The organism is Nocardia sp. NPDC058666 (assembly GCF_042714895.1).
Classification (GTDB): Bacteria; Actinomycetota; Actinomycetes; order Mycobacteriales; family Mycobacteriaceae; genus Nocardia.
The window spans coordinates 1,335,991-1,349,877 of the sequence record NZ_JBHXRY010000001.1 but is presented as its reverse complement, the minus strand read 5'-3'; the positions used below and the strand labels follow the sequence as shown (position 1 = coordinate 1,349,877).

The 13,887-nt window shown below is 67.5% G+C and carries 18 protein-coding genes; 7 read left to right on the top strand and 11 right to left on the bottom strand.

What is annotated here, in order from left to right; genetic code table 11:
* The first annotated feature begins 16 nt into the window (after positions 1-16).
* A complete protein-coding gene (locus tag ACFWVD_RS06170; RefSeq protein WP_379240852.1) occupies positions 17-532 on the top strand; it encodes a CGNR zinc finger domain-containing protein in 516 nt (171 codons plus the stop codon).
* Positions 533-545: 13 nt separating this feature from the next.
* On the opposite strand, the gene ACFWVD_RS06165 is transcribed toward ACFWVD_RS06170, so the two are convergent.
* The 3 genes from ACFWVD_RS06165 to ACFWVD_RS06155 all read right to left on the bottom strand — a co-directional run bounded on the left by ACFWVD_RS06165 (position 546) and on the right by ACFWVD_RS06155 (position 3,239).
* Positions 546-1,769: a tetratricopeptide repeat protein gene (locus tag ACFWVD_RS06165; protein ID WP_379240851.1), complete on the bottom strand. Its 1,224-nt coding sequence runs from the start codon at positions 1,767-1,769 to the stop codon at positions 546-548.
* Between the two features lie 7 nt (positions 1,770-1,776).
* Positions 1,777-1,968 (bottom strand): DUF3046 domain-containing protein, encoded by a 192-nt coding sequence (locus ACFWVD_RS06160; protein ID WP_379240850.1) that lies wholly within the window; start codon positions 1,966-1,968, stop codon positions 1,777-1,779.
* Positions 1,969-2,090: 122 nt separating this feature from the next.
* The gene (locus ACFWVD_RS06155) at positions 2,091-3,239 is read right to left on the bottom strand and encodes an RNA-guided endonuclease InsQ/TnpB family protein (RefSeq protein WP_379240849.1); all 1,149 of its coding nucleotides are present in this window, start codon (positions 3,237-3,239) and stop codon (positions 2,091-2,093) included.
* Between the two features lie 25 nt (positions 3,240-3,264).
* Between ACFWVD_RS06155 and tnpA the strand changes: the two genes are divergently transcribed.
* Entirely contained in the window at positions 3,265-3,711 is a 447-nt protein-coding gene (gene tnpA, locus ACFWVD_RS06150) for an IS200/IS605 family transposase (protein WP_379240848.1), read from the top strand.
* 79 nt (positions 3,712-3,790) lie between these two features.
* Here tnpA and ACFWVD_RS06145 read toward each other — a convergent pair whose 3' ends face one another.
* Positions 3,791-4,942, bottom strand: a complete 1,152-nt coding sequence (locus ACFWVD_RS06145; RefSeq protein ID WP_379240847.1) for a glycosyltransferase — start codon at positions 4,940-4,942, stop codon at positions 3,791-3,793.
* Between the two features lie 116 nt (positions 4,943-5,058).
* Between ACFWVD_RS06145 and ACFWVD_RS06140 the strand changes: the two genes are divergently transcribed.
* Positions 5,059-5,850 carry an HD domain-containing protein gene (locus ACFWVD_RS06140; protein ID WP_379240846.1) on the top strand — a complete coding sequence of 264 codons (792 nt, stop codon included), beginning with the start codon at positions 5,059-5,061 and terminating at the stop codon, positions 5,848-5,850.
* A 10-nt stretch (positions 5,851-5,860) separates the two neighbouring features.
* Here the strand turns inward: ACFWVD_RS06140 and ACFWVD_RS06135 are convergent, their stop codons facing one another.
* Together ACFWVD_RS06135 and ACFWVD_RS06130 are read right to left on the bottom strand one after the other, a co-directional pair.
* A complete protein-coding gene (locus tag ACFWVD_RS06135) occupies positions 5,861-6,571 on the bottom strand; it encodes a PIG-L deacetylase family protein (RefSeq protein WP_379240845.1) in 711 nt (236 codons plus the stop codon).
* Positions 6,572-6,594: 23 nt separating this feature from the next.
* Positions 6,595-6,762: a hypothetical protein gene (locus ACFWVD_RS06130; RefSeq protein WP_379240844.1), complete on the bottom strand. Its 168-nt coding sequence runs from the start codon at positions 6,760-6,762 to the stop codon at positions 6,595-6,597.
* A 160-nt stretch (positions 6,763-6,922) separates the two neighbouring features.
* Here ACFWVD_RS06130 and ACFWVD_RS06125 point away from each other — a divergent pair, with 160 nt between their 5' ends.
* On the top strand, positions 6,923-7,618 hold the full coding sequence (locus ACFWVD_RS06125; protein WP_379240843.1) for a maleylpyruvate isomerase family mycothiol-dependent enzyme: 696 nt from the start codon (positions 6,923-6,925) through the stop codon (positions 7,616-7,618).
* A 65-nt stretch (positions 7,619-7,683) separates the two neighbouring features.
* Positions 7,684-9,177: a carboxylesterase/lipase family protein gene (locus ACFWVD_RS06120; RefSeq protein ID WP_379240842.1), complete on the top strand. Its 1,494-nt coding sequence runs from the start codon at positions 7,684-7,686 to the stop codon at positions 9,175-9,177.
* Between the two features lie 74 nt (positions 9,178-9,251).
* Here ACFWVD_RS06120 and ACFWVD_RS06115 read toward each other — a convergent pair whose 3' ends face one another.
* The 5 genes from ACFWVD_RS06115 to pgsA all read right to left on the bottom strand — a co-directional run bounded on the left by ACFWVD_RS06115 (position 9,252) and on the right by pgsA (position 12,846).
* On the bottom strand, positions 9,252-10,112 hold the full coding sequence (locus ACFWVD_RS06115; protein ID WP_379240841.1) for a hypothetical protein: 861 nt from the start codon (positions 10,110-10,112) through the stop codon (positions 9,252-9,254).
* A gap of 95 nt (positions 10,113-10,207) precedes the next feature.
* Complete coding sequence (locus tag ACFWVD_RS06110; protein WP_379240840.1) at positions 10,208-11,032, bottom strand: PspA/IM30 family protein; 825 nt, start codon at positions 11,030-11,032, stop codon at positions 10,208-10,210.
* Between the two features lie 147 nt (positions 11,033-11,179).
* On the bottom strand, positions 11,180-11,611 hold the full coding sequence (locus ACFWVD_RS06105; protein WP_379240839.1) for a helix-turn-helix domain-containing protein: 432 nt from the start codon (positions 11,609-11,611) through the stop codon (positions 11,180-11,182).
* Between the two features lie 111 nt (positions 11,612-11,722).
* The gene (locus ACFWVD_RS06100; protein WP_379240838.1) at positions 11,723-12,214 is read right to left on the bottom strand and encodes a CinA family protein; all 492 of its coding nucleotides are present in this window, start codon (positions 12,212-12,214) and stop codon (positions 11,723-11,725) included.
* A complete protein-coding gene (pgsA, locus tag ACFWVD_RS06095; protein WP_379240837.1) occupies positions 12,211-12,846 on the bottom strand; it encodes a CDP-diacylglycerol--glycerol-3-phosphate 3-phosphatidyltransferase in 636 nt (211 codons plus the stop codon). The genes ACFWVD_RS06100 and pgsA overlap by 4 nt, the downstream gene beginning before the upstream one ends.
* Positions 12,847-13,028: 182 nt before the next feature.
* On the opposite strand from pgsA, the gene ACFWVD_RS06090 reads away from it, so the two are divergent.
* Positions 13,029-13,583: an amino-acid N-acetyltransferase gene (locus ACFWVD_RS06090; RefSeq protein WP_379240836.1), complete on the top strand. Its 555-nt coding sequence runs from the start codon at positions 13,029-13,031 to the stop codon at positions 13,581-13,583.
* A gap of 16 nt (positions 13,584-13,599) precedes the next feature.
* On the top strand, positions 13,600-13,884 hold the full coding sequence (locus ACFWVD_RS06085) for a YciI family protein (RefSeq protein ID WP_379240835.1): 285 nt from the start codon (positions 13,600-13,602) through the stop codon (positions 13,882-13,884).
* The last annotated feature ends 3 nt before the right edge of the window (positions 13,885-13,887 follow it).

Here is a 13,887-nt window from a genome sequence, read left to right as displayed (position 1 = left end):
GTTGATAACCTCGGGCATGCGCGATCCCCGTCCGCACACCGGCGAACCCCCTGCTCTGGACCTGCTCAACACGCGGTGGGCGGGCGCCGAACCCGGCGATCTGCTCGCCGATCTCGACGGCCTGCGCACCTGGTTGGAGCTGCTCGGTCTGGCCGACCGCGTGCCCGTCGACGAACACACCCTCACCGCGCTGCACACCGCGCGCGACGCCGTGCACGACGCGGTCACCCGGACCGAGCACGCCGCGCTGAATCGCGTCCTGGCCACCGGGCGCATCCGTCGCGAGCTCACCGACGAGGGTCCGCGCGACATCCCCGAGGTCGACGACCCGGCGTGGCTACCCGGCTGGCTCGCCGCCGACAATCTGCTGCACCTGATCGGCGAGGCACCGCACCGGATCCGCCAGTGCGCGCACCCCGACTGCGTGCTGTTCTTCTACGACACGTCCAAGAACGGCACCCGCCGCTGGCATTCGATGGCGACGTGCGGCAATCGCACCAAGGCGGCGCGGCACTACGCCAAGGGCAGCTGACCGACCCGCCCGGTCAGAACAGTTCGTCGAGCAGGCGGTAGTAGTCGAGTTTGGTGCGATCGGGTTCGGTCGACCCGTAGGCGGTGAAGAAGGCCGTGACCGCCTCGCTGCCGAAGTCTGCGGCCAGGTCGCGTTCGGCCAGTGCCAGGTCGCGGTAGCGGTCACCGCGGCCCAGTGCCGCGACATCGATCAGCAGGCCGCCGGTGAGCACGTTGCCCGGCGTGAAATCGCCGTGCGTGACGACCAGATCCTCGGTGGCCGGGCGCTGTTCGCGTAGTTGTTCCAGCATCGCCGCAGGAGCGAGGTCGCGGTGGTCATCGTCGAAATCCGTTGTGTCGACGAAACCTTCGACTACGTGCCGGCGGGCGCGGGCGAGGGTGACGTCGAGACCACCGTCGAACGGGCAGTCCGCCACCGGAAGGTCGTGTAGCGCGCGCAGGGTCTGACCCATCTGCGTGCCGACCTCGGCCGGATCAGCTTGTCCGGCAAGCGATCCCACCCCGGCATCGTCGAGCACCAACACGTCTTCGGCGAAGGCGGCCACGTCGGGTACCGGAATTCCCTTGTCCCGCAACCAGGTCAGCCGATGGAACTCGGCCACCGCGCGCGGCCCACGTTTGATCCAGTACTGGCCCGAACGCACCAGGTTGCCGTCACGGCCCTCGTGCTCGTCCGACCACGCGGGCACCGGTCCCAGCAGCGTCTCGATCGTCGGCGGCAGCGGCAGGGCCAGCTCGTCGAGGTGGTCCAGGGCCGCGCGGGTGGATTCGATGAGTTCGGAATCGCCGTCGGCCACCCGCAGGCGCATGGCCTCGTTGAGCAGCTCGCGCGCTTCCTGTGGGCGGTGCTGTTCGGCCAGGGATTTGCCCAGGTGGTGGGCGGCGAAGGAGACCAGATCCGGGTCGAGCGCGCGGCTGGCGTGCAGGGCCCGGCGGTACAGGATTTCGGCGTGGGTGGGCTCGCCCTGGTAGCGGTAGACGTCGGCCAGGTTGATCCAGACGGTGATCCGGCGCCGTTCGGTATCAGCCAGTTCGAGGGCCTGGTCGAGCCGGTCCAGCGCCTCGTCGTGGCGGCCCAGCAGCATCAACGCGATACCCAGCCTGCGCAGGCCGGGGAAATCGTGCGGGTCGGCCAGCGCGACCCGGGCCGCGAGGGTTTCGGGGTCGACCGGGATCATGCGCAGCCGCTCGTCGAACCGATACGGTCGCGTGTCCGAGTTCTGCGCTGTCACGGCCATTGCCTGCTCACCACCGGGTCGGAGGGACATCGAAGTCGGCACACAGGGCCCGCCACACGTCGCGCGGGTCGACACCCTGGTCGATCGCGACCGCCCCCGTGCGCCCCAACTGGGGTATCACGTGATCGGTCAGCATGGCGTCGGCGCGCGCGACGCCGAACTCGGTGTGCATCAGCTCCTGGAATTCGGTCAACCGCACGCTGCCCAAGATACTCGCGCTGTGTGACAGCTTTGACATCCTCCCGGCCCTGAAGGGCCGGGATTCCTCCTGAACCTTGCGGTTCTCCGGTGGGTTCCTGTTTCACAGGGACGTGCCTTCCGCTAGGCGGCAGGACTTACGGTCCCTCCGCAGGCGTTTAGCCTCTCCGCCTGTCCAGCGGCGAGGATATTGATCGCGGCGTTGAGATCGCGGTCGTGGACCGCACCGCACCCGCACGTCCATTCCCGCACATGCAACGGCTTCTTCTCGCCCACGACTGCGCATTCCGAGCACAGGCGGGTGGACGGGAACCAACGATCCACCCGGCCGAAGGTGCGCCCGTACCGGGCAGCTTTCTCCTCCAACATGGTGGTGAACATGCCCCACCCGGCGTCGTGCACCGACTTCGCCAACCGGGTCCGGGCCAAGCCCTTCACACACAGGTCCTCGACGTAAACCGCTTGGTTTTCGCGGATGATCGTCGTGGACTGTTTGTGCGCCCAATCCCGGCGCGTGTCGGCCACCCTCGCATGAGCAGCAGCGACCTTGATCCGGGCTTTCGCCCGGTTCTTCGAGCCTTTGTCCTTGCGGGACAACGCTTTCTGTGCCTTGCGGAGTGTTCGTTCGGCGCGGCGGAAGAACTTCGGCGAGGCGATGGTTTTGCCGTTCGACAGGACCGCGAACGTCGTCAAGCCGAGATCGATTCCGACCTCGGAGTCCACCGGCGGCAACGGCTGCGCGTTCACTTCGACAACGAACGACGCGAAATACCGGCCCGCGGCATCCCCGACGATCGTGACCGACGACGGGTCGGCGGGAAGTTCCCGCGACCACGCGACCTTCAGTTCGCCGACCTTGGCGATATACAGTCGCCGGTTCGGGCGCAGCGAGAAACCGTTGCGGGTGAACCGGACCGCCTGCCGGTTGTCCTTGCGGGACCGGAACCTGGGAGCCGCGATCCTGCCGCCCTTGCGCTTCCCAGCCACGGAGGCGAAGAAGTTACGGAAGGCGACGTGCAGGTCGCCCAACGCTTGAACCAGCGCCACCGAGGACACTTCGGCCAGCCACGCCCGTTCCGGTGTCCGCTTGGCGTCGGTGATCACCCTGGTTTGCAACGCCGAGTCCTTGATGTAGGGCAGCCCTGCGGCGTAAGCATCGCGGCGGGCGCGTAGTGCATCGTTGTACACCACGCGTGCGCAACCGAACACCCGAGCCAACGAATCCTGTTGGCCCGGCGTTGGATACACGCGGTAGTTGTACCGGAGCTGCACAAGATCGAATGTACTGTATTGGCCTATGATTTCTACCGACGATTATAGGCGTGGGCGCAGTGTTGTTTCCGCCATGCATGTCCATTTGGTCTTCGTCACGAAATATCGGCGTGGGCTGCTCACCGACGAGATGCTGTCCACCTGCGAGCGGGTGATGCGCGAGGTGTGTACCGACTTCGAAGCGACCCTGGTCGAATTCAACGGCGAAACCGACCATGTGCACCTGCTGGTGGAGTACGCGCCCAAGGTCGCGGTGTCGAGGCTGGTGAACAGCCTCAAGGGGGTGTCAGCTCGCCGCCTTCGTGACCAGTATCGGTACTGGGTGGACCAGCACAGCATGAACGGGCAGCTGTGGAGTCCCAGTTACTTGGCCGCGTCCTGCGGAGGCGCGCCGGACTCGATCGTGAGGCAGTACATCGAGCAACAGCAACGGCCGCCCCGCGCCCCAGGAAGGCCGAAGTTGATGCGCTAACCCGGCCCTGAAGGACCGGGCTTGCGCGCTACGTTTCCTGGTCAGGGGCCGCTCCCCCGCCCGCTCGACGGGCGACGGGCTATCGCTTTGCGGCGTCGTGGCAGATCTGGACCGGGTCCGCGACCTGGGTCAGGCCTTCGGCGGCTCGGCGGGCGGCGGCGGTGAAGGCCGGGTCGTCCAGTACCTTGCGTACGGCGGATTCGACCGCTTCGGGGGTGAGTGGGCGGACCAGCATCGAACTGCCTTGGCGCACAGCTCGATTGGCTAGTTCCCACTGGTCGCCGCCGCCGGGGACGGTCACCACGGGGACCCCGGCGGAAAGGGATTTGGCGAGCAGGCCGTGTCCGCCGCCGCCGACGACGACTGCCGCGTGGGTGAGCAGTTCGTCCTGGCGGCCCAGACCCGCGGTGGCCCAGTCGGGCAGGTGCGCGGGTGGGGTGTCCAGTGTCGAGATCGCTGCGCGCACACCGAGTCCGGCCAGGCCGGCGAGCACTACTTCGGCCATGTTGTCCACACCGGTGTGCGCGGTCGAGGGCGCCACCATCACCAGTGGGGCATCGCCGGGGGGCAGTGGGAGGACGGCGTCGGTGGGTTCCCACAGCAGGGGGCCGACGACGTGGGTGTCGGCGGGCCAGTCCGGGCGGTCCATCTCGAGCGCGGGCAGGGTGGCGACCAGACGCGCGGTGGGGCCGGGGTCCTCGGCGGGTAGGCCGATGGTTTCGCGGGCCGCCGACCGTTGACGTTGGCCGACGCGGACGGCGCGGGCGGTCATCGTGCGCAACACACCGTCCCGCATCCGACCACGCACACCTTCGCCGGGCGCGAGACCGCTGCCGATCGGCGGCAGGGCCTTGGAGGGCAGGTAGAGCGGGTGCGGGGAGAGTTCGACCCAGGGCAGTCCCAGCCGTTCGGCCGCCATGCCGCCGCCCGCGGTGAGCACGTCGGACACGATCAGGTCGGGCAGCATCGCGCTGAGTTCGGGCAGGTTCTCGGCGGCGATGTGAGCGGCACGTTCGTGGATTCGCGCGCCGGCGTCGGTGTCGTCGTCGGTGGGCCGCGGCGCCAACCCCTTGAGCCTGCGCACACTGATCCCGACCGCCCGTGCGGCATCGAGCCATCGCGGCCCGGTGAACAGCACCGGCTCGTCCCCCGCGTCCAGCAACCGCAGACACAACGCGATCGCGGGAAACGCATGCCCTGGATCGGGCCCGGCCACCACAGCTATCCGCATGGGCTCAGCCTGCCATATCCCCAGGCCGCACCCACCTCGACCAACCCAACCCCGACTTCTGCGCTACCTTGCGGACGCAACCCCACAGCATCGAACGAATCGGCAGGAGCGATCACGTGCGCCCCCACAGTCCCGGCTCCCCCGCGCCGCACGAACCCAGCAGCCGCGATCACGTGCAAGTCCACAGTCTCGGTCCTTCCGCGCCGTACGAACACGGCGACAGAGATCTCGTGCCACCCCGCAGGCCCGACTCCCCCACACCGCCCGAGCGTGGCCGCGACATTCATGCATCGCCCTCTGCCTGCCACAATGTCAGGCGGGACGGGATCGAGAACGCCGAGCCCAGCGATGCGGACCACATCACCCCGATCGGCACCGTCGACGGCCTGTTCACCCTGCTCGAGCAATGTGCCGACGCGTGGGACACCGCCGACCGCACCGGTGACCCCGTCGACATCCTCGATCACGACCGCCAGTGCGCGGAGCTGCTGCGGCGTGATTTTCCCGATGACGAGCAACTCCAGGTCGCCGGGCTGCTGCACGACATCGGTCATGTGCTGATCCCCGGTGACGACGCCGGCCACGGCGCACACGGTGCCGCCGCGGTGCGGGGACTGCTCGGCGCGCGGGTCGCCCGCCTGATCGAACTACACGTGACCGCGAAACGCTTTCTGGTAGCGACGGATTCGACCCATGCGGCCGCACTGTCACCCTCCAGTCAGCGCACGCTCATCGCCCAGGGCGGACCGATGACGCCCGCCGAGGTCGAAACCTTCCGCACCGACCCCGATTTCAGCGCAGCCCTGGCGCTGCGACGAGCTGACGACGCGGGCAAGGTGGTCGGCTTACACGTTGCCCCACTGCAGAACTGGCGACATGTCGTCGACCGCGTCGCGCGAATGCACTGACCCGAACCGATCAACCAGCGAACGTGAACAGTTCGAAACCCACCGCGTGCGCCGCGGGAAACCCCTCCTTGGGACCCGTTGCGAACGTGACGATTTCGCGAACCTGCTCCTCCACCGGCACCGGGCTCAACACCTGCAGATAACGCCGATGCGCGGCCAGCGACGCCCGCGCCTGATCCAGATGCGCACTCACATCCACGGCGTGAGTCGCGACCGGGCCGACAACAGCTGCCCAGCGCGCCGACCATGTTGGTAGATCAGCGATTTCGGGGAAGATCCATTCGTTGCCCGCGTCGGAGATCGCGTCGATAGCCGATCGGCCGACTGCCCGGTGGTCGGCACTGTTGGCCACTCCCGGAGCCCAGGTATCACCGAAGTTGAACAGCACCACCATTTCCGGGCGATGCCTGCGCAGCGCCGCCGCCAGTTCCCGTCGCAGCGGGAGACCTTCCTCGATGCGGCCGTCGGGATGGTCCAGGAATTCCACGGTGTGCACGCCGACTTCGCGCGCTCCCGAGATCTCCTCGATCTCCCGCAGCGGCGCGGCTTGCGCGGGCGGCATCCCGGCAATTCCCGCCTCACCACGCGTGACGAGCAGGTAGCGAATGTCCTTGCCCTGCCCCGTCCAGCGCGCGACCGCCGCGGCAGCCCCGTATTCGATGTCGTCGGGGTGCGCGACGATCACCAGTCCGCGCTGCCAGTCCTCGGGTAGCTGTTCCACACCGCCATGCTAGCCATCCGCGGCTAACTGATCGGGGTCTTGTCGTTGTCGGACACGGCCTTGTAGAGCAGGTAGACGCCGGTGCCGATCGCCCCGATCACCAGAATGGGCATGAGCGCTTCGATCAACGCCCCCAGAATCCAGAACGCGATCACTGCGACCACGACGATGCCGATGACCTTCAAAACCATGATGACTCCTAGTCTCCTCGACCGCCGTCCAGCGATCCGACACCTTCGATGCTCCCACTGAACCACCGGTAAATCACCAGGTCAGCACCGATATCCGGGTATAGATCAGGGTTCACCCCTAGACCGGCGCCGCGACGACCTTCCGACTACGGTGAGCGGTATGGACTACTTGGCGTTGCTGTGCGCGAAGCTCACCTCCTTCGGCGAACTCATCACCCCCGACACCGATTTCACCGCGCCGGTGCCGTCGTGCGGTGACTGGACCTTCTACGACCTGGTCGATCACATGGGTCGTGGCAATACCTGGGTGGTCACCGCGGTGGCCGAACTGCGTGGCGACGACGAGGGCAGCCCGGCGCCGAAGGATCCGGTGGCGATGCGGGAGTGGTACGAGTCCACCGCCGACGCGCTGGCGACCTCACTGTCGGCCGACGAGAACCAGAAGGCCTGGACCTTCACCGAGACCATGCCGCGCACGGTCGGCTTCTGGCGTCGGCGCCGCGCCCACGAGACGCTGATGCACCTGTGGGACGGGCAGAACGCGCTGGGCAAGCCGGACCCGTTCGACCCTGATCTCGCCGTCGACGGCATCGACGAGGTGTTCGAACTGTTCGCACCCCGGATGATCTACCGTGGCCTGGCCACCGAACCCGACGTGGCGCTGTCGCTGCGAGCGACTGACACCGGTTACACATGGACCTACGGGCCGGGCGAACCGGTCGCCGAACTCGCCGGCACCGCATCGGACCTGCTGTTGACCCTGTGGGCACGCAAATCCGCCGCCGACCCGGAACTCACCTGGGACGGCGACCGGGCCGCGGGCGAACGCGTGCTGGCCGGGCCGCTCGTTCCGTAGGCAAACGACTGACGTCGAGCCGGACAAGCGTCCATAATCGGGGCTCACTGTGTAGGAGGACTTTCATGGAACCCATCGTCACGATCGCGAGCGGTGCCCTGCGCGGGCGTACCGAGGCCGGTGTCACCCGCTTTCTCGGGGTGCCGTACGCGGCGGCGCCGATCGGGCCGAAACGCTTCCAACTCCCCGAGCCCGCCCCGGCGTGGGACGGGGTGCGCGAGGCGACCGAGAACGGCGCGACGTGTGCGCAGAGCCCGTATCCCGCCCCGATCCACGCGCTGATCGGCAGTGACGGGATCCCCGGCGACGAGTACCTCAACGCCAATATCTGGACGCCCGACCCGTCGGCGGCGGGCCTGCCCGTGCTGGTGTGGATTCACGGTGGCGCGTTCGTGCGCGGGTCCAACGCGCGGGAGATCTACAACGGGACCGCGTTCGCGCGCGACGGCGTGGTCATGGTGGGCATCAACTACCGGCTGGGGATCTCCGGCTTCGCCGAGCTCGAGGGCGCCCCGTCCAATCGCGGTCTGCACGACCAGATCTTCGCGTTGCGGTGGGTGCGCGAGAACATCGCCGCGTTCGGTGGCGACCCCGACAATGTGACGATCTTCGGTGAGTCCGCGGGTGCGATGAGCGTGGCGGCTCTGATCGCCGCGCCGCAGACCGCGGGGCTGTTCCGGCGCGCGATCATGCAGAGCGGCAACGGTGCGGTCGCCGCCGATGCCGCCGATGCGCGCAAGGTGTCCGCGGCGCTGGCCACCGAACTCGGAATCTCGCCTACCGCAGAAGATTTCGGCAAGTTGGATCCCGACCAGTTGCGCACCGCACAGAACGCTGTCGCGCTGGCGTTGATGATGGATCCCGATCCGCAGCGGTGGGGCGCATCGGTGATCCAGATGGGCGGCGGCATCATGAGCCTGTTCCCGGTGGTCGACAACGACATCGTCGAAGGCGCGCCGACGCAGGTTCTGCGCGCGCACCCCGACCGTGCCGTCCCGCTGATCGCGGGCACCACCGCCGACGAGTTCCGTTTCTTCACCGTTCCGGCAGGTCTGGCCGCCGGCATCACCGCCGACGCGCTGCCCTTCGTACTCACCCGCTACGGCATTGATCCCGTTGTCGCACAGACATATTCGACGGAGCGCCCCGACGCGACCCCCGCCGAGATCTTCAACGCGATCATGACCGACCTGACCTTCCGGGCGGGCACCTTCGACTTCGCCGAAGCCAACGCCACCACGCAGCCCACTCACGTCTACGAATTCGCTTGGCCCACTGGTCTTCCCGATCTGGGTGCCTGCCACGTGCTCGAGGTCCCGTTCGTCTTCGATGCGCTCGAGCACGCCCACTCCATCACCGGCCCGACTCCACCCCAAGCCCTCGCCGACGAAATCCACGCCGCCTGGGTCGGTTTCGCCACGAACGGCACCACCGGCTGGCCCCAGTTCACCAGCGAAGAGAAGAACGTTCGAATCTTCGACTCCCCCGAATCCACCACCGTCACCGACCCCCGCCCCGACGAACTAGCGGCCCTGCGCCAAGCGTTCACCAGCGCCTGACGAATCCCGGTCGGCACGCGTGACAGCGTGCCGACCGGGATCGTGCCGACATTCAGCGGGCACGGACAACCAGATCAGTGACCCGAATCTGTTGGGCCGGAGAACAATTCAGCCCCCGGATCGACCAGTTCAGTGAGCGCCTGCGCCCACCCGTCGAGGCGGTCGGCGGCTTCCCGCAGATCCGCGACGATCCCGTTGAACTGATAGGCGACCACATTGTCCTCGGGAACCGCGAGAATCCGAGCTGCCGCAGCCACAAGCTGTTCATATTCGACAACACCGGTCTCCAAGCGCGAAACCACCCCACTGACAGTGGTTTTCAGCGCAGCGACCGTCTCGGGATTAGCACGCCCGACGGTATCAGCGGCCTGCTCCATGGCCACCACATCGGTAGCCAGCGCGTGCAAAGCCCCAGCACCGGACCGAGCCGTATCGAGCAGGTCACGCAATTCGTCTTCAGGAAGACGACGCGTCCGCCCGATCTGCGCACCCAGGTCATACAGCGCACGCTCAGCCCGGATCAGCCGCTGGATAGGCGCGCGTGCGGCCGACCGAATCCCCGGCGACTTACGAGCGACGAACGCCGCCTGTGGCAACGGAGCACTACGCAACTGCAGGTACCGCCGCGCACTCAACGCGGTCCCGGTGACGAACGCGACCGCCCCACCACCGATCACCACCACCGCCCAGGCAGGAGCGGAGATCACCGCAAGCCCGACCGCGCCGACCGTGGTGATGCCCGAAACAGTCCCCAGCTGAAAGCTGCGCCGACGAGCTCGCCGACGCCGCCGCAATTCCCGTTCGCGCGGATCAGCCCATCGCCGCACCGCGCCCAAGGCCTGCTCACCGACACCACGCAGGGTCACCGAACCCGCCTGTGCGATCGCCGCCGGTTCCACGATCTCGGCACGCACGCGCCGCACTTTCCCGCTCATCGGTGTCCTTCCCCCGGTATGTCGGTCGAAAACCGTTGATGGCGCGGTCACCGGGCGTTTCCGCCGGTTCCCGCGCCGTCGCCGGACCTGATTGTCTACTGCTGAGCCGCTTGGCCCTTGGTGATGTCGGTCGCCGGTGCGGCCTGGGGCTGCGCCGGGTTGATCGCGGCGTTGGTGCCGCCGGTGGGCAACGCGTCACCGCGCATCGACGCGCGGATCTGCTCGAGCTTGGAGTGCCCGGCCATCTGGACGCTGGCCTGCTGCACCTCCATCATCCGCCCCTGCACCGTGTTCTGCGCCAGCTCGGCCGAACCCAGAGCGTTGGCGTAGCGACGTTCGATCTTGTCGCGCACGGCGTCCAGGCTGGGCGTGGAGCCCGGCGCGGACAGGGTGGAGTCCATCTGCTGCAGCGAGGCCGAGACCTGCTCCTGCATCTTGGCCTGCTCGAGCTGGCTGAGCAGTTTGGTGCGCTCGGCGACCTTCTGCTGCAACATCATCGCGTTCTGCTCGACCGCCTTCTTGGCCTGAGCCGCGGCCTGCAGGGACTGATCGTGCAACACCTTCAGGTCTTCCACCGACTGCTCGGCGGTGACCAGCTGCGCGGCGAACGCCTCGGCGGCGTTGGTGTACTGGATCGCCTTCTCGGTGTCGCCCGCGGCCTGTGCCTGGTCGGCCAGGGTGACGGCCTGCCGGGCATTGGCGTTGAGCTTCTCGACCTCGTCGAGTTGGCGGTTCAGCTTCATCTCCAGCTGACGCTGGTTACCGATCACCGACGCCGCCTGCTGCGACAGCGCCTGATGCTGACGCTGCGCTTCCTCGATCGCCTGCTGGATCTGGACCTTCGGATCCGCATGTTCTTCGATCTTGGAGTCGAAGAGGGCCATCATGTACTTCCAGGCCTTCACGAACGGATTAGCCATCGATTGATCCCGCCTCCATCTGTGCGTCGCTGCAGCGACTGGTGGTACGCGACCGTCACGCACCAGATACGTGCTTATCCTTCACCATGCGGCACCCGTAGCCGGAATGACCGGACCGACGCACGCCTGAGGAGAATCTATCGGTTCTCACATTCCCTTCACCAGTACCAGCATCTCGGCTCTGGGCGCCGGGATGACGATGCGGGTGTCTTCGGCGATGCCGATGCGCGGGCCGGGCTCGACCGACGCGCTCGCGGAAGCCTCTCCGGGCGCGGGTTCCGGCTGTGCGGCGGGCTCGCGTTCGACGGCGGGCCCGGTGAGCGCGGGTTCGCGCGGCGCGGAGCCGTCGGCGCCGGCCATCAGGGTGCTCACGTCCCACAGCACCCGCGACAAGGGCAGGTCGAGGGCCTCGCAGATGCTGGCCAACAGTTCACTGGAGGCTTCCTTGCGGCCGCGCTCCACTTCCGACAGATAGCCGAGGCTCACGCGCGCGGAGGTCGAGACCTCGCGCAGCGTTCGATGCTGGGCGAGACGCGCACGCCGCAGACTGTCCCCGATTGCCTCCCGCAGCAGCGTCATCTGGTTCTCCTCCACCTCGTGTCACCGCCTGGGGCGGTGCTCACCTCTTTCTGGCACAACGTCGAGCAACAGCCGGTGGTTCCCGAACCCGGCTACTTCACACTGAACCGGCTACTCGACTATCACACAGCGCAGCAACTCCCGCACCGCACTGTGCACCGCACCGAGTCTGATCGTCCACCGGTCACCGTCCAGTTTCAACCGGACCACTTCGCTGTGCTGTGGACCGGCCAATCCGAGGTATACCGTGCCGACGGGATGCCCGTCCTGGGAATCGGGTCCAGCGACCCCGGTCAATCCGACTCCCCAGTCCGCACCGCACTGCTTGCGGGCCCCGGCGGCCAGTTGTCGCGCGGTCGAGGCGGCGACCGGCCCGTCGACCCGGAGAACTTGATCATCGACGCAGGCCAGGCTGCTTTTGAGGTCGGTGGCGTAGACGATCAGACCGCCCCGCAGCACCGCGCTGGCACCCGGAACACCCGCGATGGTGGCGGCCAACAAACCCGCGGTGAGAGATTCGGCCGTGGCGACGGTGTGACCCGCCGCGTTCAGGGCCCTGACCAGTTCGACGACCGGCGCGCCGTCGGTGAGCGGATCGCTCACGACCGCGCCCGTCCCCCCGCCAGCCACACTCGGGCGGCTTGGCCCACATAGTCCAGTCCGGTGATCACCGTCAGCGCCAGTGCCAGGTACATCAGCCACATGCCGACGGTGGCGAAGATCCCCGACAGCGGCAGTACCAGCAGCGCGATCGCCACCGATTGCACCAGCGTCTTGAGCTTGCCGCCGCGCCCGGCCGGGATCACGCCACGCCGCACGACCACCAGTCGCAGCAGCGTGATGCCGATTTCGCGGCCGCAGATCACCAGCGTGATCCACCAGGGCAGATCGCCCAGTACCGACAGCCCGATCAGCGCGGCACCGATCAGCGCCTTGTCCGCGATGGGGTCGGCGAGCTTCCCGAAATCGGTGACAAGTCCGTATTTGCGGGCCAGTTGCCCGTCGAAGCGGTCGGTGATCGCGGCCAGTCCGAAGATCGCCGCGGCGATCACCCGCCAGCGCGTGTCGTGCCCACCCTCGGCGAACAGCGCCAACACGAACAGCGGCACCAGCACGATGCGCGCGATCGTCAACACATTCGCGATATTGAGCAGGGGAACTTCGGGTTCCGGCATGCCGTGCAACGGTGTCGCGGCACTGGACCCGCGGTCGATCTCTTCGGGTCGCACGCTCATGCCCCGCCCTCTCGGCACTCACCGGCAACGCGCCGAGATTCAGCTCTATCGCGAACAGTTTGCTCGCCCGATCCATGACGCGCTGTCCGGTCGTGAAGCCCGGCGCGATGCGAGCAGCGGAACGACAGGATGTGCGGCACATGTTCAGACTATCGGTAACCCGGCCGACTACTGTGCACCCCATGACCTCACGGGGACCCTCGACCAGTTCGACCAGCGACGCGCACTCCGCCGCACCCGTGTCCGGTGTGGTCGTCCGACGAGCGCGAACCTCCGATGTCCCCGAGATCAAGCGCCTGGTCGACGAGTACGCGGGCCGCATCCTGCTCGAGAAGAACCTGGTCACCCTGTACGAATCGGTGCAGGAGTTCTGGGTGGCCGAGCTCGATGGCGTGGTCGTGGGCTGCGGCGCGTTGCACGTGCTGTGGGCCGATCTGGGCGAAGTGCGCACGGTCGCGGTCGATCCGGTGGTCAAGGGCCGCGGGGTGGGCGGTGCGGTGGTCGATCATCTGGTGAACGTCGCGCGCGAGTTGCAGTTGCAGCGGGTGTTCGTGCTCACCTTCGAAACGGACTTCTTCGGCAGGCACGGGTTCGTCGAGATCGACGGCACGCCGGTCACCGCGGAGGTGTACGCCGAGATGTGCCGGTCCTACGACACCGGTGTCGCGGAGTTCCTGGACCTGAGCTTCGTCAAACCCAACACCCTGGGCAATACCCGCATGCTGCTGACCCTCTAGAAGAAAGCGATCGACTGTGCCGATCTTCGCTGTCCACTACACCTACTCCGAGGCCACCGCGGCCGACCGCGCGACCAATCGCCCCGAGCACCGCGGCTGGCTCACCGGCCTCGTCGACGCCGGCACCGTGCTCAGCACCGGCCCCTACCCCGACGGTTCGGGCGCGCTGCTGCTGTTCCGCGCCCAGGACGCAAGCTCGCTGACCGAACTGCTGCGCGAGGACCCCTTCGCGAAACTGGGCCTGGTCGACGCGGTGCGCGTGGTCGAATGGCTGCCGGTGATGGGCGCTTTCGCCGAATAACCG

What these genes read in the sequence shown, in the direction of transcription:
- ACFWVD_RS06170 (WP_379240852.1), top strand. Translation starts at nt 17, where the DNA reads ATGCGCGATCCCCGTCCGCACACCGGCGAACCCCCTGCTCTGGACCTG.
- ACFWVD_RS06165 (WP_379240851.1), bottom strand. Translation starts at nt 1,769, where the DNA reads ATGGCCGTGACAGCGCAGAACTCGGACACGCGACCGTATCGGTTCGAC.
- tnpA (WP_379240848.1), top strand. Translation starts at nt 3,265, where the DNA reads ATGATTTCTACCGACGATTATAGGCGTGGGCGCAGTGTTGTTTCCGCC.
- ACFWVD_RS06145 (WP_379240847.1), bottom strand. Translation starts at nt 4,942, where the DNA reads ATGCGGATAGCTGTGGTGGCCGGGCCCGATCCAGGGCATGCGTTTCCC.
- ACFWVD_RS06130 (WP_379240844.1), bottom strand. Translation starts at nt 6,762, where the DNA reads ATGGTTTTGAAGGTCATCGGCATCGTCGTGGTCGCAGTGATCGCGTTC.
- ACFWVD_RS06125 (WP_379240843.1), top strand. Translation starts at nt 6,923, where the DNA reads ATGGACTACTTGGCGTTGCTGTGCGCGAAGCTCACCTCCTTCGGCGAA.
- ACFWVD_RS06120 (WP_379240842.1), top strand. Translation starts at nt 7,684, where the DNA reads ATGGAACCCATCGTCACGATCGCGAGCGGTGCCCTGCGCGGGCGTACC.
- ACFWVD_RS06115 (WP_379240841.1), bottom strand. Translation starts at nt 10,112, where the DNA reads ATGAGCGGGAAAGTGCGGCGCGTGCGTGCCGAGATCGTGGAACCGGCG.
- ACFWVD_RS06110 (WP_379240840.1), bottom strand. Translation starts at nt 11,032, where the DNA reads ATGGCTAATCCGTTCGTGAAGGCCTGGAAGTACATGATGGCCCTCTTC.
- ACFWVD_RS06105 (WP_379240839.1), bottom strand. Translation starts at nt 11,611, where the DNA reads ATGACGCTGCTGCGGGAGGCAATCGGGGACAGTCTGCGGCGTGCGCGT.
- pgsA (WP_379240837.1), bottom strand. Translation starts at nt 12,846, where the DNA reads ATGAGCGTGCGACCCGAAGAGATCGACCGCGGGTCCAGTGCCGCGACA.
- ACFWVD_RS06090 (WP_379240836.1), top strand. Translation starts at nt 13,029, where the DNA reads ATGACCTCACGGGGACCCTCGACCAGTTCGACCAGCGACGCGCACTCC.